Raw genomic sequence first — 25,502 nt, forward strand, 5'->3', positions numbered from 1 at the left:
TCGACTGGCCTCATCGCGAGCAAGCTCGCTCCCACAGGGGATCTTCATTGAACACAGATTCTCCGTTCACAACAGGCCCAATGTGGGAGCGAGCTTGCTCGCGATGAGGCCGGCCCAGCCAACACAAAACCCAGGTCAAACGGTCATCCGCAACCGCGCCAGATCCCGCAACGGCGGCGCGCCGAACAATCGGCTGTACTCGCGACTGAACTGCGAAGGGCTTTCATACCCCACCCGATACCCCGCTGCCGAAGCTTCCAGCCCTTCGGCCAGCATCAACCGGCGGGCTTCCTGCAAGCGCAGTTGCTTCTGGTATTGCAGTGGGCTCATGGCCGTCATGGCCTTGAAGCGGTGATGCAGGGTCGAGACGCTGAGGTTCACTTCCCGGGCCAGGTCATCGATGCGCAGCGGCTGTTCGAAATGGCCGTTGAGCCATTTGATCGCCTGGCTGATGCGATGGCTCTGACTGTTGGCGATGGCGATTTCATACAGCCGATAACCCTGTGGACTGCGCAGCAGGCGATAGAGGATTTCCCGGCGCACCAGGGGCGCGAGCATGGCGATGTCTTTCGGCGTGTCCAGCAGCCGTGCCAGGCGCAGCACAGCGTCGAGCATCGGCGTGTCCAGGCGTTCGACATACAGCCCGCGCCCGGCAGGGCGGGTCGGCACGCCCAAGGGGCCGGCGTCGGCGATCAACGCAGTGATTTCCGCCGGGTCGATGTCCAGGCGCAGGGCCAGGATCGGCTGCTCGGGCGAAACGTCGGCGACGCAACCGCTGAGCGGCATCGAGACCGAGACCACCAGGTAATGGAGCGGATCGTAGTTGAAGAGCTCGTCCGCCAGGCGCACCTGTTTGCTGCCCTGGGCCATGATGCACAGCGCCGGTTGCGCCAGCACCGGGGCGAATTTGTGCGGCTGGCTGTGCCGCGACAGGTTCAGCGAGCCGATGGCTGTGGCGTAGCTGCCGTCTTCGCCGGTGTTGCGGTCGATGATCGATGCCAGTTCGGCGCGCTGTTGTTCCAGGTACGTGTCCAGCGGGACGTGGGCGTGATCGAGTGGCGACATGCCGGGATCCTCAGACGATAGGGAGCGATGAACGAAGCTTATGTTTGTGCAAGGCGCAGCGGTAGCAACATCCTGTTGAAAGCTTGCCTGATCCTGCACGGCGCAATGGTCCATGACGGGGCAACGCTCGCGAAACTTGCTTGAAACCTTTTGTTTCAACATCTCGGGTTGCAACTGGATCGACGGCGAATTTTGTGCGGCCGATGCGCAGGATTGTGCAATGGGTCGGCAGGAATCGACTAACGAAGCTGGCGTCGTGACGCTTAACCTTTGATCCTGTCGCAGCCTGTCCCCGGCTGCACAACGGATTACCTGGGAGGGTTGAGCATGACTACACAGATCCCCGTCAGCCACATGGCTTTTGTCCGGGCCCGCAGTGGTTGCTCCAAGCAACTGGGTGCACGCCTCAGTACGCTGATCGCGCCCTCGCGCCAGGCACCCGGTTGCCTGCACTTTGCCTTGCAGCAATCGCAATGCGACGCTGATTTGTGGCTGGTGTCCGGACTCTGGGTCAATCAGCCGTCGATGGACGCCTACTTCAATTCACCGGCCATGGCGATTTTCGCCGAGCTGGTGCAGGACCTGGTGGTGAGCAGCCTGGATTTCCACACCTTCAGGGAAGTCTCCGCCGCCCAGGCGACCGAAGGGTGCCGGGCACAGGTACACAAACTGGCCGGTTGAAGGTTTAATGACCGTCATTTTCCACCGCCAGGATGCACAAGAGATGGCACGTAAAGCCTTTGAAACCTTTGAAGCTGTTTCCGCCGTTGTTCCCAAGGAGGGCGGCGGTTACAACGCCGCCATTGCCACCAAGGCCATCGGCGGCTCAGGTGCGCCGCGTTTCAACAAGGTGCTTGAAGAGCAGTCTTTCAAGACCGCGACCGAAGCCGATGATGCCGCTGCCGTGCAGCTCACCCATCTTCAGGGTGTCGACGACGAGGGCGGGTTGGTCTGGTAATCAGCGTTTTGGTGATTGCTTTTGTGGCGAGGGAGCTTGCTCCCGCTGGGCTCGGTAGGAGCTGGCGAAGCCTGCGATCTTTTGATCTTTCGCTTGAGACTCAAGTGTCTGGGGAGAGATCGCAGCCTCGCTCCGCTCGACAGCTCCTACCGTGCACCCAAGCGGGAGCAAGCTCCCTCGCCACACATACCTTCATTTTCAAGTGAGCAGCGTTGTTTGCAGGGCTTTATCGCTTACTTTGGGCGATGCATCTTGAACAACGCCTCAGGCCCCAGCTGGAAATAATCCGCCGGCCCACCCCCGCGCAAGATCGGCTCGGCGGCGGCGGTGTCGTACACCCCATCCTTCAACAGCCACTGGGCGATATGCACGGCGACCACTTCGCCGAGGATCAGCCAGCTCGGCACCAGCCCTTTGTCCGCCCGCTGCAATTGAATGATCTGCGTGACCTTGCATTCGAAGGACACCGGGCTTTCGGCGACGCGCGGCACCTGGATCACCCGTGACGGTGCGGCCGTCAGGCCCGCCAGTTCGAACTCATTGACCTCTGGGGCGACCATCGCGCAGCTCTGGTTCATCTGCTCGGCGAGCGGACGGGTGGCCAGGTTCCAGGCGAATTCACCGGTCTGTTCGATGTTGTTCAGGCTGTCTTTGCGCCCGACGCTGGAGAACCCAATGATCGGTGGAATGTAATTGAAGGCGTTGAAGAAACTGTAGGGCGCCAGGTTCAAGCGGCCTTCGCCATCCTGGGACGAAATCCAGCCGATGGGGCGCGGGCCGACGATGGCGTTGAACGGATCGTGTGGCAGGCCGTGACCGTTGGCGGGTTCGTAGTAATGGATGTCATCGGGCATGGCGGCGTTTCCTGGAAGGGCATTCGTAGGCGGCCAATAGTGCAAGGCTGGGCCTTTTATTTCCAGATTGGGTGATGCAAAAAAAGATCGCAGCCTCCGGCAGCTCCTACAGGACCGTGTTCAATCCGTAGGAGCTGCCGAAGGCTGCGATCTTTTGACGCTCAATCATCAACCAATTGCTTCGGCGGTACCGGTCTTGTCGAAACCGTCAGCGGCAATGGCGTCGGCGGTGCCGGTCTTGTCGAAACCATCGGCGGCAATGGCGTCGGCGGTGCCAGTCTTGTCGAAACCATCGGCGGCAATGGCGTCGGCGGTGCCAGTCTTGTCGAAACCATCGGCGGCAATGGCGTCGGCGGTGCCGGTCTTGTCGAAACCATCGGCGGCAATGGCGTCGGCGGTGCCAGTCTTGTCGAAGCCGTCGGCGGCGTAATGACCGGCAGGGCTGCGTTCGATGGCTGCGCTGGCGTTGGCACCGAAGGAGGCGGTACCGGTCTTGTCGAAACCGTCAGCGGCTAAGGTGTTGGCGGCCAACACGGACAGGGTCAGGGCGAGGATCAGTTTGGTTTTCATGGTTGTCACTCCGGGTTCGTGGGCGATGTGTGTCTTGCATGGGTTGAATGCTACGCCAACTAAATTGATTAAAAAGCGCAAAATAATGCTAAAAATAATCGATTAACTAGATATTAAGGGCGGCGTATTCAATCGCTTCCATCGTCGGAGCGAACGTCGCGCAGGTCATCGATTCAGTGAACCCAGGATGTGGCAAGTGCATTAACCGGCGATTAATCCCAGTTCAATGACAGATTTTTCATGCATTACGGACCTGCTTTTCACCGCCGCGATGTCAACTTGCCCCCACGGCTGGAACCCAAGAGTCAGCCGCCACACTCCGGAGCCTGCGATGAATAAACTGCCTCAAATCACCTTGGCCTTCTGGGTCATGAAAATCTGCGCGACGACCCTTGGCGAAACCGCCGGAGATCTGCTGTCGATGACCCTCGATGTCGGTTACGCGATCAGTTCGCTCATCTTGATCAGTGTGTTTGTCCTGACCCTGATCACGCAGTTGATGGCCAAGACTTACAAGCCAGTGCTGTACTGGATCGTGATCCTGTCCACCAGCACTGCGGGCACCACGATGTCCGATTTCATGGATCGCACCCTTGAGTTGGGCTACGCCACCGGGTCGATGATCCTGATTGCGATTCTGTTGGCGATCTTCGCCGCCTGGCGCCTGAGTGGTGATTCGCTCAATGTCACCAAGGTGCAGACCTTTCGCGGCGAGATGTTCTATTGGATGGCGATTCTGTTTTCCAACACGTTGGGCACTGCCCTTGGCGATTACCTGGCCGACGATTCGGGCTTGGGCTTCGCTGGCGGCGCACTGTTGATCAGCTCGACCATTGCCGTGGTCGTAGCGCTCAAGTACTTCACCCGTATTTCGTCGGTGGTGTTGTTCTGGATCGCGTTCGTGCTGACCCGTCCCCTGGGGGCGACGCTGGGCGACTTGATGACCAAGCCTCATGAAAAAGGCGGCCTTGATTTCGGCACCATCGGCTCATCGGCGGTGTTGGCGGGGATATTGATCGTGATGATCGCTGGCGCGACCTATGCGCAGAAGCGTTATGGCAAGCAGGGCATTGCTGAGTTGACTTGAGACCGAGTTGTCTCCAATCGCGAGCAAGCTCGCTCCCACAGGGATTTACGCTAACCCTGTGGGAGCGAGCTTGCTCGCGATGGGGCCATCACCGTCACCGTTGCGGTGACTGTTGAACCCTATCAGTCGGTCACGATCCGCGAATGCTTGCGGGTGTCTTTCATGGTGATGTACACCAGCAGCGACACGGCGATGCAGGCCGTCACGTACCAGTAGTAGCCGGTTTCCATACCGATGCTCTTGAACCACAGGGCGATGTATTCAGCGGTGCCGCCGAAGATCGACACGGTCAGTGCGTAGGGCAGGCCGACGCCCAGGGCGCGGATTTCGGTGGGGAACAGCTCGGCCTTCACCACGGCGTTGATCGAGGTGTAGCCGCTGACGATGATCAGCGCGGCCATGATCAGGAAGAACGCGCCCCACCAGGTCTGGATGGTGTGCAGGGTGGTGAGAATCGGCACGGTGAACAGGGTGCCGAGGATACCGAAGGCGATCAGGATCGGCCGGCGACCGATCTTGTCCGACAGCCCGCCGATCACCGGTTGCAGGCACATGAACAGGAACAGTGTGGCGGCGGAAATGGTGGTGGAGTCGGAGATGCTCATGCCGACGGTGTTCACCAGGTATTTCTGCATGTAGGTGGTGTAGGTGTAGAACGCCAGGGTACCGCCCATGGTCAGGCCGACCACGGTCATCAGTTCCTTGGGATGGCGCAGCAAGGTGCGCATCGCGCTTTCCTTGGACTTCTCTTTCTTGGTGAACGACTCGGTTTCTTCCATGCCGCGCCGCAGGTACAGCGCCACGACCGCACACAGTGCGCCGATGGCGAACGGGATGCGCCAGCCCCAGGCGTACAACTGTTCGGTGGTGAGGAACTGTTGCAGCACGATCAATACGCCCAAGGCGATGAGCTGGCCGGAAATCAGGGTCACGTACTGGAAGCTGGAGAAGAAGCCGCGACGTTCCTTGGTCGCCATCTCGCTCAGGTAGGTTGCCGAGGTGCCGTACTCACCACCCACCGACAGGCCTTGGAGCAGGCGGGCGAACACCAGCAGGATCGGCGCACCGACGCCGATGGTTTCGTAGCTCGGGCTCAAGGCGATGATCAGCGAGCCGAAGCACATCAGGTACACCGAGGCCATCAACGCACGTTTGCGCCCGGCGCGGTCAGCGTACAGGCCCATCAACCAGCCGCCGATCGGGCGCATCAGGAAGCCCACGGCGAAGATCGCGGCGGTGTTGAGCAACTGGGCGGTGGTGTCGCCCTTGGGGAAGAAGACTTTGGCGAAGTACAACGAGAACGCGGCGTAGACGTACCAGTCATACCACTCGACCATGTTGCCGACCGAGCCGCTGAAGATCGATTTGATCCGGCTGGCGGTGGTTCTTTCACGGGCGGGCACGGCAGCCGACCCAATGGGCAGGGCGTTGGAGTTGTCCATTGAAGGATCCTTCATTTAATTGTTTTTGTGGAGCGCGCGGGAACGCAGCCTGACAGGGCTATAGCAGGAGCTGTGCCAGGCGCTGGAGGGCCGGTCTAGAGGGGTTTGCGGTGTTGGGTGAGCGGAAATCCGCTTGTTTTCGTTTGCGGATGAGCGGGAATCCGCTTATCCGGGGGGTATGTGCTGTCTGTGCTGGCCTCATCGCGAGCAAGCTCGCTCCCACATTTTGTCCTGTGTCCACATAACCCTGTGGGAGCAAGCTTGCTCGCGATGGCGCCAGTGCAGGCGCCACAGAAACTACAAGAACATCTCCCGGCTCAACCCATGCCGCTGCATCTTTTCATTGAAGGTGCGGCGTGGCAGTTGCAGTTCTTCGAGCACGGCTTTCACATCACCTTTGTGTCGCGCCAGGGCGGCGCGCAGGCATTGGGCTTCGAAGGCTTCCTGCTGGGCCGCGAGGGACTGGCCCGGCTCCGTCTCCAGGGCGGGCAGTTGATCCAGCCCCAACACCTGGCGCTCGGCGACGTTGGCCAGTTCCCGCACGTTGCCTGGCCAGTCGTGGCTGAGCAGATGGCTCAACTGCGGGCCGCTCAGGGGCACGGTGGGGCGGCCCAGGCGTTCGGTGGCGTTGTGGGTGAAGTGTTCGAACAGCAGGGGAATGTCCTCGCGCCGTTCTCGCAGCGGCGGCAGACGCAGCTCGGCGATGTTCAAGCGATAGGCCAGGTCTTCGCGAAAACGCCCGGCCCGGGCTTCGTCCAACAGGTCGGGCTTGGTGGCGGCGATGATGCGCAGGTCCACGGCGATGCTCTGGTTGGAGCCCAGGCGTTCGAGCTTCTGTTCCTGCAACACCCGCAGCAACTTGACCTGCTGGGCCAGGGGCATGCTTTCGATTTCATCGAGAAACAGCGTGCCGCCGTCAGCGTATTCGAGCTTGCCGATGCGCTTGCCCTGGGCGCCGGTGAAGGCGCCGCTTTCGTGGCCGAACAACTCCGCCTCGAACAGCGCCTCGGGAATGGCTGCGCAGTTCAACGCGACGAAGGGCTTGCTCGCCCTCGGGCCGAAATCGTGCAGGCAGCGAGCGACCAATTCCTTGCCGCTGCCGGTTTCGCCGCGGATCAATACGTTGACCGGCAGTGCCGCCAGGTCCAGCACTTGGCGCCGCAGGTTTTGCAGCGCACGGGAAACCCCTAGCAGCGTGCCATCGAGGCGGGCGCGGGCGTCGGCCTGTTCATGCAGGCGGCGGTTTTCCAGGACCAGGGTGCGCTTGTCCAGGGCCCGGCGCAGGCTGCCCAGCAGGGCTTCGGGGCTGAAGGGTTTTTCCAGGAAATCGTAGGCACCGTCGCGCATGGCCTCCACGGCCATGGGCACGTCACCGTGGCCGGTCAACAGAATCACCGGCAGGTCCGGGTCGCGGCGGCGGACTTCGGCCAGTAGCTCCAGGCCGCTGAGGCCGGGCATGCGCACGTCGCTGAGGATCACCCCGGGGAAATGCTCCGGCAACCGCGCCAGGCATTCGTCGGCGCGACTGAACAGCTGCACCTGGAACCCCGACAGGCTCAACCATTGTTCGACGGCACTGCGGATGCTGCCTTCGTCATCCACGACCATGACTGAATCAAGCATGCAGTTGCGCCTCCTGATCGATGGGCAAGGTCACGCAGAATACCGCGCCGCTCTCGTGGTTGTCCGCGCTCAGGCGCCCGCCGGACTCATGGATGATTGCAAACGAAACCGCCAGCCCCAGGCCCAGGCCATCGCCTACCGGCTTGGTGGTGAAGAACGGATCGAACACCTGGCCCAAGTGTTCCTCGGCGATGCCGGTGCCGCTGTCGCTGACGGTCAGGCGCCACAATTGATCATCGGCCTCCAGGCGCACTTCCAGGCGCTTGAGAGGTTGGCCGGCCATGGCGTCGAGCGCGTTGCGCAGCAAGTTGATCAACACTTGTTCGAGGCGGATCGCATCGCCGCGCACCCACGCTGGACGGGTCAAGTGCAACACGGTGCTGACCTGCTCGTCCCGCAGGCGCGTGTCCAGCAGTTGCAGCGCCTGGTCCACCACCGCCGCCAGGTCCAGGCGTTCGCGCAGGCCACTGGGGCTTTTGCGGGCGAACGTCTTCAAGTGGCCAGTGAGGGCGGCCATGCGGGTCAGCATGTCGTCCACCGGCTTGAGGGCCTTGTAGGCGTCATCGACCCGACCGTGATCCAGCAGCAAGCGCAGGGTTGCCAATTGCATGCGCTGGGCGGTCAAGGGTTGGTTGATTTCATGAGCCAGGGCCGCCGACATCTGCCCCAGCGCCGCCAGCTTGGCCGATTGCACCAGCCCGTCCTGGGCGGTGCGCAGGTCCCGGGTCCGCTCCTCCACCAGCCGTTCCAGCTCTTCGCGGCTGCGCTGGCGCAACTTTGCCAGGCGCCAGCGCTGGTTGAGAAACAGCAACAGGAACACCAGCGCCAGCCACAACCCGGCGGCGGCGAGCCCGGCGTTGCGCAGGTCCTCGACGGCGATCTGCGGGCGGCGCAGCAAGTGCAGGGTCCAGCCTTCGGCGGTCAACGGCAGGGATTCCCACAGGTAATCCGCCGAGCCATCGGGGGCCTCCACCCGGACCAGGTGGCTGTTGTCGTCGAAGCGTCGCAGCGGTTCATGGGCCAGGGCTTGCAACGGTTGTTTGTCGTATTGGCGGGTGGCCTTGAGCTCGGCGCGGTCGCTGTCGGTCAGCGGCTGCAAGTGGCGATAACGCCAGCCCGGACGATTGGCGATGAAGATGATGCCCCGGGCATCGCTGACCAGCAGGGTGTCGTTGCCCTGGCGCCATTCGCGCTCCAGCTCCGGAAACTCCAGCTTGACCACCATCGCGCCAAGGAACTCGCCGTTGTCGCCGGTCACGGCGCTGGAGAGGAAGTACCCCGGGATGCCGCTGGTCACGCCCACCGCATAAAACCGCCCGGTGCCCTGGGTGCGGGTCTGGATGAAGTAGGGGCGAAAGCCATAGTTGTGCCCGACATAGCTGCTGGGCAGGCGCCAGTTACTGGCCGCGACGGCCAGGCCGCCGTGGTCGAGCAGTTCCAGTGTGGATGACTGGGCGGCGCCATTGATCTGTTCGAGCTTGCGATTCAACGCATCCTGCTGCGCCGCGCTGACCGGTCCCTTGAGGGCCGAGCGCAACTCCGGATCCAGCGCCAGCACGGCGGGCAGGGCACGGTAGCGTTCGATCAGGGTGTGCAACGAATTGGCGTACAGCGCCAACTGCTGGCTGGCACGGCTGGCATCTTCCTTCAAGGCCTCGCGTTCGGCGTGGCGCACGGCGAGGGTGGCGGCAACCGCCGCGCCGGCGAGGATCAGCAAGGTGTACAACGACAGGCGCAAGGTACGGGTGGTCGGCAGCATGCTGGCGTAAACCAGTGGAAAGTCGGGCGGGCACGATAGCATGGCGGTTGCTTCGAGCATCATGTACTTCAGGCCTGCACCTGATCCTGTGGGAGCGGGCTTGCCCGCGAAGACGCCGGCACATTCAACATTGATGCAAGCTGACCCACCGCTTTCGCGAGCAAGCCCGCTCCCACAGGGATCAGTGGTGGATATTAAATGTTGTGAGCACAAAAAAAGGCCGGTGGACTTGTCGCCCCACCGGCCTTCTTCACAACGCCAAAATGCGTGTTACTGCACTTCGACCGCGAGGCTGTCGCTGATCTTCTTCTGCCAGATGGCAGGACCGGTGATGTGCACCGACTCGCCTTGGCTATCGACCGCAACGGTCACCGGCATGTCCTTGACCTCGAACTCGTAGATCGCTTCCATGCCCAGTTCGGCGAACGCCAGGACCTTGGATTTGCGGATCGCCTGGGCCACCAGGTAAGCGGCACCGCCGACGGCCATCAGGTAGACGGCCTTGTTGTCCTTGATCGCTTCGATAGCGGTCGGGCCGCGCTCGGATTTGCCGATCATGCCCAACAAGCCTGTCTGCTCGAGGATCTGGCGGGTGAACTTGTCCATCCGCGTGGCGGTGGTCGGGCCGGCTGGGCCGACGACTTCATCGCCTACCGGGTCGACCGGGCCGACGTAATAGATGAAGCGACCCTTGAGGTCCACCGGCAAGGTTTCACCCTTGTTCAGCATCTCGACCATGCGCTTGTGCGCCGCGTCGCGGCCGGTGAGCATCTTGCCGTTGAGCAGTACGGTTTCGCCCGGCTTCCAGCTTTGCACATCTTCTGGCGTCAGGGTGTCGAGGTTGACGCGACGAGCCGACGGGCCGGCTTCCCAGACGATTTCCGGGTAGGCGTCCAACGGTGGCGCTTCCAGCGACGCCGGGCCCGTGCCGTCCAGCACGAAGTGGGCGTGGCGGGTGGCGGCGCAGTTGGGGATCATGCACACCGGCAGGGAGGCGGCGTGGGTCGGGTAGTCCATGATCTTCACGTCGAGCACGGTGGTCAGGCCACCCAGGCCCTGGGCGCCGATGCCCAGTTGGTTGACCTTCTCGAACAGCTCCAGGCGCATCTCTTCGATACGGTTCTGCGGACCGCGGGCCTTGAGCTCGTGGATGTCGATGGACTCCATCAAGACTTCCTTGGCCATGACCGCGGCTTTCTCGGCGGTGCCACCGATGCCGATGCCGAGCATGCCCGGTGGGCACCAGCCGGCGCCCATGGTCGGAACGGTTTTCAGCACCCAGTCGACGATGGAGTCGGACGGGTTGAGCATGGCCATCTTCGACTTGTTCTCGGAGCCGCCGCCCTTGGCCGCCACGTCCACTTCCACGGTGTTGCCCGGGACGATGGAGTAGTGGATGACCGCCGGGGTGTTGTCCTTGGTGTTTTTACGCGCGCCGGCCGGGTCGGCCAGGATGGAAGCGCGCAGGACGTTTTCCGGCAGGTTGTAGGCGCGACGCACGCCCTCGTTGATCATGTCGTCCAGGCTCATGGTCGCGCCATCCCAACGCACGTCCATGCCCACGCGCACGAACACGGTCACGATACCGGTGTCCTGGCAGATCGGCCGATGGCCGGTGGCGCACATGCGCGAGTTGATCAGGATCTGCGCCATGGAGTCACGGGCCGCCGGCGATTCTTCGCGCAGGTAGGCCTCGTGCATCGCCTGGATGAAATCCACGGGGTGGTAGTAGGAAATGAACTGCAGGGCGTCGGCAACGCTCTGTATCAGGTCATCTTGCTTGATCACGGTCATGAGTCGCGCTCCTCTCTAAAGACGGGAACATTCAATAAGGTACCGGCCGCTTGGGTGCATCGGTCGACGGACGGCACCTCTATAAGGCACGCCGGGCATGCTGGCGCGACGCTAAAAAGGCGCGGCAGTATATCGCAGGCGGGCATCCTGTGGGAGCGAGCTTGCTCCCGATCACGACGGATCGATGGGATGGGAAGTGAAACCTGTGGCGAGGGAGCTTGCTCCCGCTCGGTTGCGCAGCAGCCGCAAAATCTTGGGGCCGCTTCGCGCCCCAGCGGGAGCAAGCTCCCTCGCCACAGGGGCATCAGGTGCGCTAGCCGCTGCGTCAATTGGGCCATTGCTTTGACGCCATTTTTCTGCTCCAGAATTGAATGGTCATTTGCCCTACACGCCACTAAAGTGGCGTCTGGCCTGTAGCGTAGGACGCCTCCTGTCAGTTTCCTTTCCCATGGTGAGTCAACGATTGACCCATAACGCCATTCAACGTCTTTTGCTGAAACGCTTCGCTTTGGCGGCCGCGACGTACGCGCTGGCACTGGTTTTGTTGTGGCTGGCATTTTTCAGTGGGCATTACTTGGACTCGTTGCGCGGTGTCATCATCGGCAGCGTGTTGGTGGTGCTGTGCCAGGCCGGACTGTTCGCGCTGTTTATCACCGACCGCAACCTGCGCTTCGCCGACCCCAGCCTCACCGAAGTGCAGGTGTTGATCGGCCTGGGCTGGCAGACCTGGATGATGGCGCACCTGGACCAGGCCCGGGGCGTGTTCCTGGTGTTTTATGTGCTGATCCTGCTGTTCGGGTTGTTCCACCTGTCGCGCCGGGCCTTTGTGCGCTGCGCGTCGCTGGTGTTCATCAGCTTCACCGCGATTACCCTCTGGGACGGTTACTTCTTCAGGCTTCCCGATCCTACCCTGGCCGGGTTGCAGGTGGCCGTGCTGTTTCTCGTGCTGGTGTGGCTGGTGTTTTACGCCCGCTACGTCCAGACCTCACGCCAGCGCATGCGCCAGCGGCGGTTTGCCTTGCAGGCGCACCAGGACACCTTGCGCGGGATGATGCGCCAGCTCGAAGACCTGGTGGCCACCGATGAACTGACCGGGCTGTTCAATCGCCGGCACTTCCTGCGCCTGGCCTCCCGCGAACTCAACACCCTCAGGCCTGGCGTCGCCCATGGCCTGGCCCTGATCGACCTCGACCATTTCAAGCGCATCAACGACCTGCATGGCCATGCCGCGGGCGACCAGGTGCTGCAGGCGTTTGCCGCGGTCGCCACGGCGTGCCTGCGCGAGGGCGATGTACTGGCCCGTTACGGCGGCGAGGAATTCGTCATGCTGCTGCCCGCTTGCGACCCCCACCGCCTGACGGCCTGTTGCGAGCGGCTGCGGCTGGCGTTCACTGAAGTCGAGCTGATCGGCCTGCAGGTCGGCGCCCTCAGCCTGTCGGCGGGCATGACCATGCTGGAAATGGGCGATGACCTGGACAACTCGTTGCAGCGTGCCGACCAGGCCCTGTACCGTGCCAAGCGAGACGGCCGCAATCGTTGCGCCGCCGCCTGGGAGAACGTCGATGCCTGAACTGACAGTCGCCGGCCGGCAATGGACGGTGGCGGCAGGCAGTAACCTGCTGGACGCCTTGAACGGCGCTGGCGTGGCGGTGCCCTACAGTTGCCGCGCCGGGAGCTGCCACGCCTGCCTGGTGCAGTGCGTGGGGGGCGATGTGCGCGACAGCCGCCCCGACGCCTTGAGCCCGACGCAGCGCGACCAGGGTTGGCGGCTGGCCTGCCAATGCCAGGTGGTCGAGGATGTGCGGATCCACACCTTCGACCCGCAACGCGACGGCCAGGCGGCCCAGGTGATGGCGGTGGATTGGCTGGGCGGCGAGGTGCTGCGTCTGCGCGTCACCCCCGAGCGGGCGCTGCGGTATCGGGCCGGGCAGCATCTGGTGCTGTGGACCGGCGAGGTGGCCCGGCCGTATTCCCTGGCGAGCCTGCCCGAAGAAGACCGCTTCCTGGAGTTCCACCTCGATTGTCGCGAGCCCGGCCTGTTCATCGACGCGGCCCGGCAGATGAAGGCCGGCGACCCTATCCGCCTGGGCGAACTGCGTGGCGGCGCCTTGCACTATGACCCCGACTGGCACGCCAGACCCCTGTGGCTGCTTGCCGCCGGCACGGGTTTGGCACCGTTGTTCGGCCTCCTGCGCGAAGCCTTGCGCCAGCATCACCAAGGCGCGATTCGCCTTATTCACGTGGCCCATGATACGGCCGGGCATTATCTGGCCAAACCCCTGGCGGCGCTGGCGGCCAAGCATGAAAACCTCTCGGTGGAGCTGCTGACCGCGGCCGAGGCGCCGTCCGCCTTGGCGCAACTGCGGCTTGTTTCCCGGCAAACCCAGGCCTTACTCTGCGGCCATCCCGACCGGGTCGAGGCCTTTGCCAAGCGTTTGTACCTGGCTGGCTTGCCGCGCAATCAACTGCTGGCCGACGTCTTCCTGCCCCGTGGTTGAGCGCTGATTTCCAGACGCGAGACCGATCATGACCGAAACCCTGTTGCTCGACCGTCAACGCGGCCTGCTGACCGTGGGCTTGAACCGCCCGGACAAGAAAAATGCCCTGACCCGGGCCATGTACGGTCAATTGGCCCAAGCCCTGGCGATGGCGGACAGCGACCCGCAGATTCGCGCGGTGCTGCTCAGCGGTTCCAGTGACTGCTTCACCGCCGGCAACGACATCGTCGACTTCCTCGAACAGCCACCGAACGACCTCGACAACCCGGTATTCCAGTTCATGCTCAGCCTGCTCGATTGCCGCAAACCGGTGATCGCCGCCGTGGCCGGACCGGCGGTGGGCATCGGCACCACGTTGCTGCTGCATTGCGATCTGGTCTACGTCAGCCGAGACGCGCGGCTGCGCATGCCGTTCGTCAACTTGGGGCTGTGCCCGGAATTCGGTTCCAGCCTGATCCTGCCGCGGCTGCTGGGCCAGGCCAGGGCTGCGCAATTGTTGCTGTTGGGTGAGGGCTTCAGTGGCGAACAAGCGGTTGCGTGGGGCATTGCCACCGAGGCGCTGGACAGCGGTGAAGCGGCATTGGCCAAGGCGCGGGAGGTGGCGCTGCGTTTCGAATCGCTGCCGCCTGACGCGGTGCGCATCAGCAAGCAACTGATGAGGGCGCCGGACCGGGAACTGTTGCGCAAGGTGATTGAAGAAGAGGGCAAGCTGTTCACCCAACGCCTGCGCTCGCCCGAGGCGGTTGCGGCGTTGTCGGGGTTTATCAACAGGCATTGAATTCTGGAGCGCCTGGCCTGGCCCCATCGCGAGCAAGCTCGCTCCCACAGGGGGGCATGAACACCCTGTGGGAGCGAGCTTGCTCGCGATGGCGGCAGACCAGCCAGCACAGGCTTCAAGGCAAAAACCAAAAAGCCCCACCATTCACATGGCGGGGCTTTTGTTTTTCAGCGCTCGGTCACTCAGACCATCGGGTCGCCAACATGCAGGATTTTCATCCCGTTGGTGCCGCCGATGGTGTGGTAGCTGTCGCCCTTGGTCAGGATGACCCAGTCACCGGTCTGCACGACGCCGCGCTTGACCAGTTCATCCACCGCCGCCTGGCTGACTTCGCCCGGTTGCAGGGCGGCCGGGTCGAACGGCACGGTGTAGACGCCACGGAACATGGCGGCACGGGCCTGGGTTTCGCGGTGCGGGGAGAACGCGTAGATCGGCACCGAGGAGCGGATGCGCGACATGATCAGCGGCGTGTAGCCACTTTCGGTCAGGGCGATGATCGCCTTCACGCCCGGGAAGTGGTTGGCGGTGTACATCGTCGCCAGGGCGATGCTTTCGTCGCAGCGCTCGAAGGTCTTGCCGATGCGATGGCTGGAGGTCTTGCTGGTCGGGTGCTTTTCAGCGCCGATGCAAATGCGCGCCATGGCTTGCACCGCTTCGAGCGGGTAGAGGCCGGCGGCGCTTTCGGCCGAGAGCATCACGGCGTCGGTGTAGTCGAGCACGGCGTTGGCTACGTCGGACACTTCGGCGCGGGTCGGCATCGGGTTCTGGATCATCGACTCCATCATCTGGGTCGCGACGATCACGGCCTTGTTGTGGCGGCGTGCGTGCAGAATGATTTTCTTCTGGATGCCCACCAGCTCGGCGTCGCCGATTTCCACACCCAGGTCACCACGGGCCACCATCACGGCGTCGGACGCCTTGATCAGGCCATCGAGGGTTTCGTCGTCGGCAACGGCTTCGGCGCGTTCGATCTTGGCCACCAGCCAGGCAGTACCGCCGGCTTCGTCGCGCAGTTGGCGGGCGTATTCCATATCGGCGGCGTCACGGGGGAAGGACACGGCGAGGTAGTCGACTTCCATTTCCGCGGCCAGCTTGATGTCGGCCTTGTCTTTTTCGGTCAGGGCCGGGGCCGTCAGGCCACCGCCGCGACGGTTGATGCCTTTGTGGTCCGACAGCGGGCCGCCGATGGTCACGATGCAGTTCAGTTCGGTGGCGGTGGCGGTTTCGACGCGCATCACCACACGGCCGTCGTCGAGCAGCAGCTCGTCGCCTACGCCGCAATCCTTGACCAAGTCGGGATAGTCGATGCCGACCACCTGCTGGTTGCCTTCGGTCAGCGGATGGCTGGTGGAGAAGGTGAATTTGTCACCGATCTTCAGCTCGATGCGCTTGTTGGCGAATTTGGCGATGCGGATCTTCGGGCCTTGCAGGTCACCCAGCAGGGCGACGAAGCGGCCGTGCTTGGCGGCGAGGTCGCGCACCAGCTTGGCACGCGCCTTGTGTTCTTCGGGAGTGCCGTGGGAGAAATTCAGGCGGGCAACGTCCAGGCCAGCCAGAATCAGCTGTTCGAGAACTTCCGGCGAATTACTGGCCGGGCCAAGGGTAGCGACGATTTTGGTGCGACGGACGGACATGCAAGACTCCTCAAGTTCAAGCGCCAGCGAAGGCTACTATGCTCTTTGGGTGTAGTCATTGTTCATATGCACTACTTTTTCGTTTGTTTTTCGAAATGAACATTCCTGAAAATTTTCACACCTTTATGAACGGCATGTATGAACGCCTGGCGCTGCTCTTGTGGCGAGGGAGCTTGCTCCCGCTGGGCTGCGCAGCAGCCCCAGAACAGGGCCGCTTCGCGCCCCAGCGGGAGCAAGCTCCCTCGCCACAGGGTGTGTGCCAGCCATGGTAAGCGTTTTCAGGCTGAAGATTTTCCCTGCCAGGTCGATACAGAGCTCAAGACAGGAGAACCTCCCATGCGATTCGTGCTTTTTGTTGCCCTGGCCCTGAGCGTCACGGGCTGCACCCGTTGGTCGATGAACCACCACATGAACCTGGCCTACAAGGCCTATGACCGTGGCAATTGCGAGCAGGTCATGCTCGAGTTGTCCCAGGTCGACCGCGCCAGCCGTGCCCGCCGCTACATGCAGCCGGAAGTCTCGATGCTGCGCGGCCAGTGCCTGGAACGGCAGAAGCTGTTTGTCGATGCGGCACAAACGTACCAGTTCATCATCACCCAATACCCTAACAGCGAATACGCGTTCCGCGCCCGCGCCCGTCTGGAAACCCTGCAGAGCCTGGGCCACTACCCGACCCGCAGCGCCTCGGCCATCCGTCCAGCTTCTTGACACTCCCTCCCGTGGCCAGGCGCAATCCTGGCCACCCTCCCTCTGCCCGTCGTGTTTATGAAAATTAATACATGGGGCTGGTTGTCACCCCACCTTGGGCTATATTTGTACAAGTCGTAGTTAGAGCTAGATCTCCACTTTTAGAAGCACCTGAGACCGGCAGAAGTAGGCTCGAGGCGGTTGATAGCGTCTGGCACCGGGATTGGGGAGAGCGGGCTCGCTTGGGTTCGTTCCGAAGTGATTGGTAGGCCCGGTGTGTGGCCGCTAAGAAAGCGATACAAAACATGTACAAGGAACGCCGAATCGAACGGCATCAGTTGCCGTATTTCCTCAAAGTGTTTAACGGTATCAACGACAGGCCTATCGGTTTTTTGGGCAATGTTTCTGAAAATGGGCTGATGCTGATCAGCCAGCTTCCGCTGATGATCGGTGCGGATTTTGACCTGCACCTGAAAATCCCCGCTGATGAAGGGCCACAGCAAAACATCAAGTTGAAAGCCAGGTGCCTGTGGTGCCAGGAAGACGTGACGCCGATGCATTTCGACGCCGGCTTCAGCCTGACGTGGGCGCCGCCGGAGTACGGGCAACTGATCAATGCGTTGCGGCAATATTTCAGTTTCTATCCGTTGCCGGAATCGGCTTGAGCATTACGGGCTACCGACTTTGTGGGAGCGAGCTTGCTCGCGATGGCGGCGGTACATTCAACATGGCTGCAAGCTGATCCACCGCTATCGCGAGCAAGCTCGCTCCCACAGGGCTTCCTGTTTCCTACAGGTCATTCGGCCTTCAGCGCTGAACCTTCGCTTCGTTATCCAGCAGTCTTTCCAGCAACAACACCCCCATCTCGCCCATCTGGTGAATCGCCAGGGCCAGGTTGCGCGGGGCGCCTTCCAGGTCTTCGGATAAGTCCAGGATCAGCGTGCTCACCGAGCAGAAGGTTTCGTAGGTGTGGGCGAGCATGCCTTCGGGGTCGGCGTCGGGGGCGACGATGAAGTAGTCCAGGTGTTTGGCGGTTTTCTGGTCGGGCTGGCCGTTGTTGGGCTTGAGGTAGTAGTCCAGAGCTCTTTGGGCGGCTTCGTCGAGCTTTTCGCGGTCGAGGGTTTCGTGGGGGGAGAGCGGGTCGGTGTGTGGGGGATTTGGGGTCGGCTTGATCATACTCACTTCTCTTTGGTGGTGCTGCCATCCGGCTCGCGACTAAACGAGGGGTGGCGGCTGGACGCAGGTTAGTCGACCGGTGAGAAGTGAAACCGGCGCGCCCGAGGGCGCCCTGCGCACAGCCACCATCAAGTGCGGGGATAGGGGAACCCGACTGGATGACGCCTTGTGCACATCACTTCATCGTCGGGCGACTAAACCCGATCGCTGGATATCAGCGACGCGAATCAAGTTACGGGGCAAGGCCAAGGTGCACAAGCCGGCGGATTCTGGCGGATCTGTAGTCCGTTGCGCAAGGCGCTGTAGTTAGCTGGAGCTTCGCAGGCTCGCTGTAGGACCTAGGCGGTCCCGGCCTTTTTCCAGGCCAGGTATTGGGTCACCAGGTCCGCCCCCAACTCACTGGGGCGCGAATCCAGGGTGGGTACACCATGGGCGGCCAACTGCTTATGCAGCTCGGCCCGGGCGTTCAAGTAATCCACCGTCCCGCAATAAGCCAAGGCTTCGGGCAGGGTTTGCACCGGTGCCTGGCGCAAGCGGTCGAGGGCTTCTTCCCGTAGGCTGGCCACCAGTACCCGATGTTGTTGGCCCAGCCGTTTGACGGCGGCCAGCAGTTCCTCGTCGTCTTCGTCCCGCAGGTTGGTCACCAGCACCACCAGGGCCCGGCGTTTTTGCCGGGCCAGCAGTTCGGTGACGGCGGCCTGGTAGTCGGCGGGGCGTTGGCTGCTGTCGAGGTCGTACACGGTGTTGAGCAACACGTTGAGCTGGCCGGTGCCTTTGACCGGGGCCAGGTAGCGGCTTTGATCGCTGGCGAACGTGCTCAGGCCTACGGCATCGCCCTGGCGCAGGGCGGTGTAGCTGAGCAGCAGGCACGCGTTGAGGGCGTGGTCGAAGTGCGCCAGCTCGCCGTCCTGGCTGCGCATGCGCCGGCCGCAGTCGAGCATGAAGATGATCTGCTGGTCACGCTCGTCTTCGTATTCCCGGGCGATCGGCGTGCGGTGGCGGGCGGTGGCTTTCCAGTCGATCTGGCGCAGGCTGTCGCCTTCGCGAAACTCCCGCAGTTGATGGAATTCCTGCCCCTGGCCACGACGTTGACGCTGGCGGATGCCGAGTTGGCTGAGCCAATTGTCCACCGCCAGCAGTTGACCGTCGTAGAGCCTGGCGAAGTCCGGGTAGACACGGGTGTGGTCGACGGCCTCCAGCAGGCGTTTGTCGGTCCACAGGCCCAGTGGGCTTGGCAGGTTGGTTTCGCACTGGACGAAGGTGAAGTGACCGCGTTTGAGCGGGCGCAGGCGGTAGCCGACCTGGCTGCGCTGGCCGGGTTGCAGCTCGACCGACAGCGGCAGGTTTTCGAAATCCAGGCCGTCGGGTACATGATCGAAGAGCTGCACGAGCAGTGGCTGGGCAAAGTCATGGCTGATGTCCAACCGTATGTCACCCCAGCGACCCAGGGCCAGGCTCCCGGGCATTTGCCGTTGTAGCCGGGGCGAGGGCAGGCGCCGGACGCGCACCGCGTCGAACAGTGCAAGGGCCAGCACGGCCAGCAGCAAACCCCAGTTGATCGACAGCAGCGTCGCTGGCACGGTCACGCCGAGTGCCCGCAGCGCGCCCAGCACAATGCCGAGGGCCAGCAGCACCGCGAGCCAGATCAAGAGCAGGCGCGAGGGTTTCATGGGTGCATTCCCTCGCAGGGGGTATTTGCCTTGGCGAAGGAGTTTGCTGCCGTGAGATTCCCCGTGGCGAGGGAGCTTGCTCCCGCTGGATGCGCAGCGTCCCCTGGCGGTGTGGCAGATAGAACCTGGGGGCTGCTTCGCAGCCCAGCGGGAGCAAGCTCCCTCGCCACAACCAGCGTTCCAGGCACAAAAGGCGTGCTTGTCACAGGCGCCCTCATCACAACCGCGGCGCCGGCACTTGATCGAGCAGTTGCCCCAGCACCTGGTCCACCGACAGCCCTTCGATGTCCAGTTCCGGCGCCAGCCGTACCCGATGGCGCAGTACGGCCAGGGCGCAGCCCTTGATGTCGTCCGGCACCACGAACTCGCCGCCGCGCAACAACGCCCGGGCCCGGGCGCAACGGACCAGCGCAATTGAAGCACGAGGCCCGGCGCCGAGGGTCAGGCCCGGCCAACTGCGGGTGGTGCGGGCCAGGCGCACGGCGTAGTCGAGCACCTGGTCGTCCATCGGCAGATCGCTGGCGATGCGTTGCAACGCTTGCACATCCTTGGCCTGCAGCACCATGCGCAGCGGTTGCACGTCGAGCATGTCGGCACGGGTCGACCGGCTGACCTGGCGCACCATGTCCAGCTCCTGCTCGGCGTCCGGGTAGTCCATGCGCACCTTGAGCATGAAGCGGTCGAGCTCGGCTTCCGGCAGCGGGTAGGTGCCTTCCTGTTCGATGGGGTTCTGGGTGGCCAGCACCATGAACGGCTGGCTGATGGGCAGGGCGCGGCCTTCGAGGGTGACCTGGCGTTCCTGCATGGCTTCGAGCAGCGCGGCCTGGGTCTTGGCCGGGGCGCGGTTGATCTCGTCGGCCAGCAGCAGGTTGGTGAACACCGGGCCCTTGCGCAGCTTGAACTGCTCGGTCTGCAAGTCATACACCGCGTGCCCGGTGACGTCGCTGGGCATCAGGTCGGGGGTGAACTGGATGCGCGCGAACTCGCCGTTGAAACAGCGAGCCAAGGCGCGCACCAGCAACGTCTTGCCCAGCCCGGGAACGCCTTCGAGCAGCACGTGGCCGCCAGCGATCAGTGCCGTGAGCACATCGTCGATCACGCTGGCCTGGCCGACCACCGCCTTGCGCAGCTCGGTGCGGATCGCCTGGGCCAACTGACTGGCGCGCTGGCGCTGTTGGGCGGCGTGGGCCTGACCGTCGGTAGGTTCGTTCTGTTCAGTCATAAGGCATTCCTGAGGGTTTGCAAATGGGCGACCTGGCGGCAGAACTCTGCGCTGGACATACGCTGTTTCGGCCGTGGGCTCAAGGCCTGGCTGATGGCCCGCGTGGGCTGTCGGGTCAGGCGGGCGAGGACCTGCCATTGTTCGGCGACGGCCAGTTGTTCGAAGCCTGGGTGAAGATGGCGGGCCCGGCGCAGCACGTCTTGTTGCAAGGCGTGCAACAGGTGCTGCTGGCCGTTGTGGCGCAGGTGGAAACCGGCGCTGGCCTGTACGTGTTCTTCCAGTTGGCGCCGGGCCTGGGAGGCCGGTGGTTGCAGCGGGCCGTGGCGCACCGCCGAACGCCAGAACCACAGGGCAACCAAGGCCAGCAGTGCCACCAGCGCCTGGGGGAAATAGCGCAGCAACAGGGTCAGCAAGGTGTCGTGGTCGGTGTTGAACAGCAGGGTGACGTCCGTGTCGGCGCTCAAATACCAGAGCAGCCAGGCGTTGTCATACTGGTCGATGGCGTCGTTCTTCCACAGCTCGGCGTCGGTGATCACGGTGATCGAGCCGAGGCCGAGGTTCAATTGCATCATGTGGGTCGACACCGCGCTGTTGGCCCAGGCCTGGGCCAGGTTGTACGGGTCTTCGAGGTGGAAGTCGGTGTCGAAACCGGCATACGCTGGCGCTTCTTCGTCTTCCAGGTAGAGCTTGGTCAGTTCCGGGTAACGGTCCTTGATCAGTTCGGGCGCGGGCTCCTTGAGGTCTTCGCTCAGCAGTTGACGCAGGCGCACACGGTCGAGCAGCAGGTCGCCGCTGCTGCCGGTGCTCTTGTCCCACAAGGCTTCGGCCACAAAGACCAGGCGTCCGCCGGCCCGGGTCCAGTTCATCAACTGTTCGACTTCCCGTGGCGTCATGTGGGTGCGCTCGCCCAGCAACAGCAGGCTGTGCTGGCGTGGCTCCAGGGTGGGCAGCACCTCCAGGCTGTTGGCGTGCCCGACGTTGATCCCCCGTTGGCGCAGGAACAGTTCGGCGGCCAGGTAAGGGTTGGCCTGTGCTTGCGGGGAGGGGCCGTGCTCGACGACCTCTTCATAGGGCACGGCCTGGGTGTAGAGATAAAAACCGAATGCGCACACCACGGCGGCCAGCACGGCGCCGATCAGCCATCCCGCGTGCCGGCTCATCGAGACGCTCCCGGCCCGAACAACCCGCGCCAGCCGTCACACAGTTCCTGTTGCAGGTGGGGCGGCGGCGGGCGATGCCCATAGGCAATGTTCTGCCAATGCAGGGTCAGGCTTTTGCTGAAGCCCAGCAGGTTGTCCTGCTCGAGCTGTTCGACGCGTTGCAGCACCTGGCCTTCGGTGTCGGACGGTTTCAAGGGGATCTTGAAGTCATGATGCAACCGGCTGAGCAGTGCCCGGTACAGCAGGCCCAAGGCTTCACGGGGTTGCGTGGCCCACAGCTGTTCGACGCTGGCGGCGACGTCGGTCGGCAGGCTTTCTTCACGAATATCCAGGCCGAACATGTGTGCCGGTGCCGCTCGTTCCACGGGCAGGCGTTGCGTCGGTCGCCGATTGACCAGGGCTTTGAGGCGTTTCCGGTAGTGCCAGGCCAGCCAGGCGATCGCACCTGCCAGGCAGGCCCACAGCGCGACCTGGATCAGCGCGGCGGCGATGTCGAAGCGTTGGCCGCCGAGCCATTTGAACAGGGTCTTGAGCCAGCTCGGTTTTGCCTCGGACTCGTTGGTGGGTTCGGCGGTTTCTTCGCCGAAACGATAACGGGTGACGGTCTCCGGGTTCTTGAACGGCGGGGCCTCGAGGATCGCCTTGATGCCGGCCCGGGAGGCTTCGCTGGTAAGGGGCTGGTTGAGCAGCCGCGGGCTGTCGGGGGCGTTGGGCTCTTCGTCGGCCCACGCCGGGGGCGCCAGCGGCAGCATCACCAGGGCCAGCAGCAACAATGCCGGGGCCACGCCGCTCAGGCGCTGGCGCAGGCGCCGGAACACCAGTTCGATGTCCCACGCTTCGAGGATCGTGCGCCGGTTCAGGTAGAGGCTGAAGCCGCAGGCGACGTACACCGGCTCCCACAAGATCAGCAGCAGCGGGTAGAGGAAGTTGACCAGGTGTTCGAACCACAACCAGTTTTGGTCGGCCGCTGACACCAGCGTCTCCCAGTCCCATTGCAGTTCGACTTGTTGCGGCACGAACAGATAGAACAGGGCCATCAGGCCGAACCACAGGGCGGTTTCCAGGTGCATGCCGATGATGGTCAGCCATTGCGCCGCACCGCGGTTGCGTTGCAGCAATACCCGTATGCGTTGCTCCCGCGCCTCACCGGCGAGCCCTTCGAGTTGCACCACCGGCAGCAGGAAGCTGCGGCTCAGGCTCAGTCGGCGCCAGGTCAGGCTGGCCAGCAACTGGGGCTTGAGCAGCGCCGGCCATTGGCGCAAGGCCTGTCGCAAGGTGGGGGTTTCGCCAAACAGCGCCTTGGACAGGATGTACAGCGGCAGACGGTCAAAGGCCGGTTTCAACCACCAGAACAGCATCACCACCAGGGACGGTGAGTCCCATAGGAGAAAGGTCAGCAACAGGTACACCGGCAGCGTGATGATCGCCCAACTGGTCATCAGCAAGCGTCGATGCTGCTGGCTCATCAACACGCCAAGGTCCATGGCTTCCCAAGTGGTGCGTGGGCGGATGACGACGGTGGCATCACTCAGGCGCATGGCGGGCCCGTCCGGCAAGCGACAGATAGCTGATGACCAACAGCCACAACAAGGCGCCCACGGTGTATTTGGTGGCGGGCGTTACCGCGCTGGAAGACCAGTAGGCCTCGATGAACGCGGCGATGAGCAGGAACAGCATCACGCCGCCGATCATCAGCACGCTTTTACCCGCCGCGAGCCGCAAGGCCTCGCCACGGGTCAGGCGTCCCGGGGCGATCAACGCCCAGCCCAGTTGCAGGCCCGCGGCTCCGGCCAGGGCGATGGCGGTGAGTTCGAAGGCGCCGTGGCCGATCACGAACGACCAGAACGTGGTGCCCGAGCCGATCTGCGTCAGGTGCCCGGCCACCGCGCCAATGGTCAGGCCATTGAAAAACAGGAAGAACGCGCTCCCCAGCCCAAACATCAAGCCACTGGCGAACGTCTGAAAGGCAATGCCGATGTTGTGCATGATGTAGTAACCGAACATGACCCAGTCTTCGCTGGCGGCCCGTTCGACCGAGCGCCCCAGGTGCCCGGAGGCCGGGTCATACATGCTGCGGATCTGGCTGATTTCGTCGGCGCCCAGCACGCTGTAGACCAGTTCCGGGAACAGATAGACCAGTAGCCCGATGCCGACCAGACTACCCAGGAACATCAGGCTGGCGGCCAGCACGAAGCGCCATTGCTCACGCACCAGTCGAGGGAAACCGACCAGGATAAAGGCCGAAAGGCTGGCCGATGGTCGGCTGCGATCCCGGTAGAGTTGCTGGTGACCGCGCAGCGCCAGTTGTTGCAGGGTGTCGACCAGCAAGCTGCTGTAGCCCCGAGCCTGGGCCAATGCCAGGTGATGGCAAAGCCGGCGGTAGGCGGCAGGGAAGTCACCGCTCTGGGGCACGTTGCGGCTGCGCTCCAATTGATCGAGTTGCTGGGCCAGTTGCTCCCATTCTCCTTGGTGGCGGCTTTCGAACAGGCTTTGCTTCATGTCGGCCCCAGCAGGCCGCGGGCGATGCCATTGAGTTCGGCGGTGGCGTTCGGCACCTGGACGTTCAGTGGCGTGGCCAGGATCGCGGCCAGTTCGTTGACCCGCGCCTGGGACAGTTCTGCCTGGCGTTCGGCGAAGCCCAGCACGGCGCGTTGCTCATGCAGGTTCAGGGTGAAAGGCGTGCGTATCGGCGGGGCCATGGGCAGTGCGGGGCGTTTGACCGGTTGTTCGCGATAGACCACCAGCGTACCGGCCGCGAGATCGCCCAGGCGCTTGAACGCCGGATGCTGCAGGCAGCAGATGGCCCCGAAGGTGTAGCCGAAGGGCAGCATGTCGACGAAACGCAGCAGGTTACGGATCAACGACGCCGACCAGCCGATGGGCCGGCCATCGTCCTGCACCACGCGCAGCCCCATGATCTGCTTGCCGGGAGAACGCCCCTGGTTGAGTACCTCGAACAGCACCATGTACCACCAACTGACGACAAACAGCAGGATCGACCCCAGGCCGAGCCCCAGCTCGCCGAAAAACGCCAGGACCAGGAAAAAGACACCCAGGACCAAGCCGCGTATACCCAAATCGATGGTGAAGGCGATCGCACGCGGCATCAGCCCCGCCGGGCGCAGTGGCAGGTCGATGCCCTCCGGCGTTTCCACCTGATAACGCGTGTCCAGGGGCGCGGGCAGCGTCGCGTTCCTTTGCAGTGCTGGTGTCTCGAGCATGGGCAACCTGTGATGGGCCGATCCGAACATTCAATCTCGGCCCCGATGCTAGCAGTCTTCGTGCGGGCAAACGATAGAGCTGTGCAGGTCATTTGATGGTTTGCAACAGGATTGAGAGGGTGAACACTGTCTGCATCATTCTGCGACCCCTCAGTGTTCACAGATCCCTGTGGGAGCGGGCTTGCTCGCGAAGACGGCGGTACATTCAACATCAATGTCGCTGACCCACCGCTTTCGCGAGCAAGCCCGCTCCCACAAGAATTCTCGAGTGTTCACAGATCCAGTGTCCGACACCGCTCGCACA

The 25,502-nt window shown here is 63.1% G+C and carries 23 protein-coding genes; 8 read left to right on the forward strand and 15 right to left on the reverse strand.

Annotated features, from left to right (window positions below; genetic code table 11):
* Window positions 1-135 precede the first annotated feature (135 nt).
* Window positions 136-1,065, reverse strand: a complete 930-nt coding sequence (locus J4E63_RS03310; RefSeq protein WP_192261125.1) for an AraC family transcriptional regulator — start codon at window positions 1,063-1,065, stop codon at window positions 136-138.
* 327 nt (window positions 1,066-1,392) lie between these two features.
* Here J4E63_RS03310 and J4E63_RS03315 point away from each other — a divergent pair, with 327 nt between their 5' ends.
* Both J4E63_RS03315 and J4E63_RS03320 read left to right on the forward strand, forming a co-directional pair.
* Entirely contained in the window at window positions 1,393-1,746 is a 354-nt protein-coding gene (locus J4E63_RS03315) for a putative quinol monooxygenase (RefSeq protein ID WP_060740859.1), read from the forward strand.
* A 7-nt stretch (window positions 1,747-1,753) separates the two neighbouring features.
* Entirely contained in the window at window positions 1,754-2,023 is a 270-nt protein-coding gene (locus tag J4E63_RS03320; RefSeq protein ID WP_259333568.1) for a hypothetical protein, read from the forward strand.
* Window positions 2,024-2,256: 233 nt separating this feature from the next.
* On the opposite strand, the gene J4E63_RS03325 is transcribed toward J4E63_RS03320, so the two are convergent.
* On the reverse strand, window positions 2,257-2,877 hold the full coding sequence (locus tag J4E63_RS03325) for a flavin reductase family protein (RefSeq protein ID WP_092441991.1): 621 nt from the start codon (window positions 2,875-2,877) through the stop codon (window positions 2,257-2,259).
* 168 nt (window positions 2,878-3,045) lie between these two features.
* On the reverse strand, window positions 3,046-3,447 hold the full coding sequence (locus tag J4E63_RS03330; protein ID WP_207281129.1) for a hypothetical protein: 402 nt from the start codon (window positions 3,445-3,447) through the stop codon (window positions 3,046-3,048).
* A gap of 331 nt (window positions 3,448-3,778) precedes the next feature.
* Between J4E63_RS03330 and J4E63_RS03335 the strand changes: the two genes are divergently transcribed.
* On the forward strand, window positions 3,779-4,534 hold the full coding sequence (locus J4E63_RS03335) for a hypothetical protein (RefSeq protein ID WP_207281130.1): 756 nt from the start codon (window positions 3,779-3,781) through the stop codon (window positions 4,532-4,534).
* Between the two features lie 122 nt (window positions 4,535-4,656).
* Here the strand turns inward: J4E63_RS03335 and J4E63_RS03340 are convergent, their stop codons facing one another.
* The 4 genes from J4E63_RS03340 to J4E63_RS03355 all read right to left on the reverse strand — a co-directional run bounded on the left by J4E63_RS03340 (window position 4,657) and on the right by J4E63_RS03355 (window position 11,152).
* The gene (locus tag J4E63_RS03340; protein WP_060740863.1) at window positions 4,657-5,976 is read right to left on the reverse strand and encodes an MFS transporter; all 1,320 of its coding nucleotides are present in this window, start codon (window positions 5,974-5,976) and stop codon (window positions 4,657-4,659) included.
* A 297-nt stretch (window positions 5,977-6,273) separates the two neighbouring features.
* Window positions 6,274-7,599, reverse strand: a complete 1,326-nt coding sequence (locus tag J4E63_RS03345) for a sigma-54 dependent transcriptional regulator (RefSeq protein WP_207281131.1) — start codon at window positions 7,597-7,599, stop codon at window positions 6,274-6,276.
* Window positions 7,592-9,358 (reverse strand): ATP-binding protein, encoded by a 1,767-nt coding sequence (locus J4E63_RS03350; protein ID WP_207282444.1) that lies wholly within the window; start codon window positions 9,356-9,358, stop codon window positions 7,592-7,594. Before J4E63_RS03350 ends, J4E63_RS03345 begins: the two co-directional genes overlap by 8 nt.
* A gap of 270 nt (window positions 9,359-9,628) precedes the next feature.
* Window positions 9,629-11,152: a fumarate hydratase gene (locus J4E63_RS03355; protein WP_060740866.1), complete on the reverse strand. Its 1,524-nt coding sequence runs from the start codon at window positions 11,150-11,152 to the stop codon at window positions 9,629-9,631.
* Between the two features lie 463 nt (window positions 11,153-11,615).
* Here J4E63_RS03355 and J4E63_RS03360 point away from each other — a divergent pair, with 463 nt between their 5' ends.
* From J4E63_RS03360 to J4E63_RS03370, 3 genes are read left to right on the forward strand one after another with little or no spacing between them, the layout of a single operon-like run.
* Entirely contained in the window at window positions 11,616-12,722 is a 1,107-nt protein-coding gene (locus J4E63_RS03360) for a diguanylate cyclase (protein WP_207281132.1), read from the forward strand.
* A complete protein-coding gene (locus J4E63_RS03365; RefSeq protein WP_207281133.1) occupies window positions 12,715-13,650 on the forward strand; it encodes an iron-sulfur-binding ferredoxin reductase in 936 nt (311 codons plus the stop codon). The genes J4E63_RS03360 and J4E63_RS03365 overlap by 8 nt, the downstream gene beginning before the upstream one ends.
* 28 nt (window positions 13,651-13,678) lie before the next feature.
* On the forward strand, window positions 13,679-14,428 hold the full coding sequence (locus J4E63_RS03370; protein WP_207281134.1) for an enoyl-CoA hydratase: 750 nt from the start codon (window positions 13,679-13,681) through the stop codon (window positions 14,426-14,428).
* 182 nt (window positions 14,429-14,610) lie between these two features.
* Here the strand turns inward: J4E63_RS03370 and pyk are convergent, their stop codons facing one another.
* Window positions 14,611-16,062 (reverse strand): pyruvate kinase, encoded by a 1,452-nt coding sequence (gene pyk, locus J4E63_RS03375; protein ID WP_060740869.1) that lies wholly within the window; start codon window positions 16,060-16,062, stop codon window positions 14,611-14,613.
* Window positions 16,063-16,398: 336 nt separating this feature from the next.
* On the opposite strand from pyk, the gene J4E63_RS03380 reads away from it, so the two are divergent.
* Entirely contained in the window at window positions 16,399-16,770 is a 372-nt protein-coding gene (locus tag J4E63_RS03380) for a tol-pal system YbgF family protein (RefSeq protein ID WP_092201417.1), read from the forward strand.
* 284 nt (window positions 16,771-17,054) lie between these two features.
* Window positions 17,055-17,414 (forward strand): PilZ domain-containing protein, encoded by a 360-nt coding sequence (locus tag J4E63_RS03385; RefSeq protein WP_207281135.1) that lies wholly within the window; start codon window positions 17,055-17,057, stop codon window positions 17,412-17,414.
* 142 nt (window positions 17,415-17,556) lie between these two features.
* Here J4E63_RS03385 and J4E63_RS03390 read toward each other — a convergent pair whose 3' ends face one another.
* The 7 genes from J4E63_RS03390 to J4E63_RS03420 form a co-directional block, all read right to left on the reverse strand.
* Window positions 17,557-17,925, reverse strand: a complete 369-nt coding sequence (locus J4E63_RS03390; RefSeq protein ID WP_207281136.1) for a DUF6124 family protein — start codon at window positions 17,923-17,925, stop codon at window positions 17,557-17,559.
* A 338-nt stretch (window positions 17,926-18,263) separates the two neighbouring features.
* Window positions 18,264-19,595, reverse strand: coding sequence for a DUF58 domain-containing protein (locus tag J4E63_RS03395; RefSeq protein WP_207281137.1), 1,332 nt, complete (start codon window positions 19,593-19,595; stop codon window positions 18,264-18,266).
* Between the two features lie 217 nt (window positions 19,596-19,812).
* A complete protein-coding gene (locus J4E63_RS03400) occupies window positions 19,813-20,817 on the reverse strand; it encodes a MoxR family ATPase (RefSeq protein ID WP_207281138.1) in 1,005 nt (334 codons plus the stop codon).
* Complete coding sequence (locus J4E63_RS03405) at window positions 20,814-21,977, reverse strand: DUF4350 domain-containing protein (RefSeq protein ID WP_207281139.1); 1,164 nt, start codon at window positions 21,975-21,977, stop codon at window positions 20,814-20,816. The genes J4E63_RS03400 and J4E63_RS03405 overlap by 4 nt, the downstream gene beginning before the upstream one ends.
* Window positions 21,974-23,515, reverse strand: coding sequence for a DUF4129 domain-containing protein (locus J4E63_RS03410; protein ID WP_207281140.1), 1,542 nt, complete (start codon window positions 23,513-23,515; stop codon window positions 21,974-21,976). The genes J4E63_RS03405 and J4E63_RS03410 overlap by 4 nt, the downstream gene beginning before the upstream one ends.
* Window positions 23,502-24,476 (reverse strand): stage II sporulation protein M, encoded by a 975-nt coding sequence (locus J4E63_RS03415; RefSeq protein ID WP_103311124.1) that lies wholly within the window; start codon window positions 24,474-24,476, stop codon window positions 23,502-23,504. The genes J4E63_RS03410 and J4E63_RS03415 overlap by 14 nt, the downstream gene beginning before the upstream one ends.
* Complete coding sequence (locus J4E63_RS03420; RefSeq protein WP_207281141.1) at window positions 24,473-25,198, reverse strand: RDD family protein; 726 nt, start codon at window positions 25,196-25,198, stop codon at window positions 24,473-24,475. Before J4E63_RS03420 ends, J4E63_RS03415 begins: the two co-directional genes overlap by 4 nt.
* Window positions 25,199-25,502: the final 304 nt, after the last annotated feature.

It is taken from the genome of Pseudomonas sp. FW300-N2F2 (assembly GCF_017351655.1).
Taxonomy (GTDB): Bacteria; Pseudomonadota; Gammaproteobacteria; order Pseudomonadales; family Pseudomonadaceae; genus Aquipseudomonas; species Aquipseudomonas fluorescens_AA.